This window comes from Candidatus Albibeggiatoa sp. nov. BB20 (assembly GCA_016744725.1).
Lineage (GTDB): Bacteria > Pseudomonadota > Gammaproteobacteria > Beggiatoales > Beggiatoaceae > Albibeggiatoa.
This window is the reverse complement of sequence record JADGDW010000284.1, coordinates 1-2,422: the sequence shown is the minus strand read 5'-3', so window position 1 is coordinate 2,422 and position 2,422 is coordinate 1. Positions and strand designations below refer to the sequence as shown.

Sequence of the window (2,422 nt, the reverse complement as noted above, 5' to 3'; positions counted from 1 at the left end):
GTATAATACGATTAAAACAGACGTGTAAGGCGTATGCAATGGCAAATCAATCTGACTCAATCACTCCTTTATCTCAAATGCCCAACCCAACAGGCAGGCTCTATCCACATTATGATGAAAAAGGCAAAGTATCTTATTCAACTGAATTACCAAATGCTCAAGCAACAGTATCATCCGAAGAAAAGCCACCTGTTAATAAAAAACCACGTCGTGGCGGGTCAAAAATATTAAATACATTCTCCTCCTTATTGATTCTTTGTTTATTGGGCGTGAGCTACTATGTCTTCACTCAAATGTATCAAATTGGAGAGCACGTAGGCCAACAAGTTGCCATCGTTTCTACAAGTCAGCATAGTGCCGCAAAACTGAATCAAGAAACACAACAGACTACGAACGATTCAAACGATACGCAATTAAATATGCTACAACAAGCCATGCAAGACCTCGTTGCAAAACAACAAAATTTAGAACAAGGGCTATCAAAAACAGATTTAAAACAAGATGAAGCCAATCATTTTATTATTTCTATTAAAGAATTCATGGCAGCTACAGGGGCGCAACTTGAATCACAGAATCAAGAAATCACCAAAATTGACGAAGCCGTACAGCACGCCAAAAAAATAAGCGGCAAGCTACAAGCGTCTCAGGATTGGACGTTGAGCGAAATCGGTTATTTATTAAATTTAGCTCAGCATCGATTGAATTTTATGCAGGATAGCAAAACAGCATTAAGTATACTCGCTACGGCAAAACACAAATTACAGCAATGGTCACAGCCACAACTTTCTCAGCCTCTGATAGCGCAAATTGAACAAGATATAGCGACCTTACAGACAATGCCAAGCTTGGATACGACGCTAATTTCTCAGCAACTTTCTGATTATATTAATCAATTACCCCAACTGATTTTAGTCAAAGCTGCGACACCACCGCCCGTTAAAACGACAGTAGATAAACAGCCGCTGGCCGTATTTTCAATGCTAGAATCTTGGGGAGATGTAACCAGTGTAGTTTGGAATGAAATGAAACAACTGGTCACAGTCAATCATAATGAAAATGTTGATGTGGGATTATTGACTGATTCACAAATGTTTTTTGTACAACAAGGCTTAGGTTTAAAACTTGAGTCTGCCCGTTTAGCGTTATTAAAATCAGATTTTCAGGCTTTTCAAACGATTTTAAATGAAGCGACAGCTTGGCTCAATCAATATTATGACCAGAATTCTATGCAAGTGGTTGAGATGCAAGTTGGTTTGCAACAATTACAAAAAACAGATTTTTCAATCCAGTATCCTGATATGACAAAAGCTTTGGATATTTTACAACGAACCCAAAAACAATGGCATGAACATTTTGTAAATTAACCATGTTCAAATAGCTACGGTAGTCATGACATATCCGCTCCTCACTCATTTGCTCACACAAGTACGTGCTTGTGAATTGTGTGCAACTCATTTGCCTAATCCGCCTAAGCCTGTGATTAGAGTGGGATTCAACGCCAAAATTTTAATCGTTGGACAAGCACCCAGTACTCGGGTTCATGCAACGGGCTTGTCTTGGAATGATGCGAGTGGTAAGCGGTTGCGAGAATGGTTACAAATCGACCCTGAAATATTTTACAATACAGATTATTGTTCCATTATGCCAATGGGTTTATGCTATCCCGGTCGTGGCAAAAGTGGTGATTTAGCGCCACGTCCAGAATGTGCACCTTTGTGGCATCCTCAAGTATTAGCTCAATTACCTCAAATTCAATTAAAGCTGTTGATTGGTCAATATGCACAACACTACTATTTAGGCAATAAATGTTGTAAAACCTTGACTGAAAATATAAAACAATGGCAAACTTTCTTACCTGATTATTTACCACTGCCACATCCTTCACCACGCAATCAACTTTGGCTGAAGCGCAATCCTTGGTTTGAACAAGAAGTTGTTCCAGTATTAAGACAGCGTGTTAAAGAATTGATCGCTTTATAGCATAAACTAAAATGGTACAAGCCAAATTCCAGCGTTGTCCTATGATTATACAAAGTGGTGTTATTCCTTATTTTATTGAGAATGACACGGTCAAATATGTGCTTATCACCAGTACCAGAAAACCAAATCGCTGGATATTTCCCAAAGGTATGCTTGAACCTAATATGCTTGCTTGGGAGTCTGCCGTGAAAGAAGGTATTGAGGAAGCAGGGGTCTATGGTGAAGTATCCACTGACGTGTGTGCGCATTATCAATACAAAAAATGGAGTAGCCTTTGTCAGGTTGATATGTACTTACTTCGGGTGGTTGATATTGCTCAATATTGGGAAGAGGCCGCTTTGCGACGTAGGCGTGTTTGTACTTATGATGAGGCTTTTGGATTGATTTTTAAGCGGGTTAAACCTGCTTTATTTGCAGCTCAGCAACAGATTCAAAGCTGTCT

Annotated in this window: 3 protein-coding genes; all 3 read left to right on the top strand. The window is 39.3% G+C overall.

The genetic code is table 11. The features are described from left to right. Positions 1 to 1,364: uroporphyrinogen-III C-methyltransferase (locus ABXH34_RS18600; RefSeq protein ID WP_353573386.1), on the top strand; the 1,364-nt coding region annotated here is incomplete at its 5' end. A 25-nt stretch (positions 1,365 to 1,389) separates the two neighbouring features. Then, positions 1,390 to 1,980, top strand: a complete 591-nt coding sequence (locus tag ABXH34_RS18595) for a uracil-DNA glycosylase family protein (protein WP_353573385.1) — start codon at positions 1,390 to 1,392, stop codon at positions 1,978 to 1,980. A gap of 11 nt (positions 1,981 to 1,991) precedes the next feature. Continuing rightward, positions 1,992 to 2,422, top strand: a 431-nt coding sequence (locus ABXH34_RS18590; RefSeq protein ID WP_353573384.1) for an NUDIX hydrolase, incomplete at its 3' end; no start/stop codon positions are given.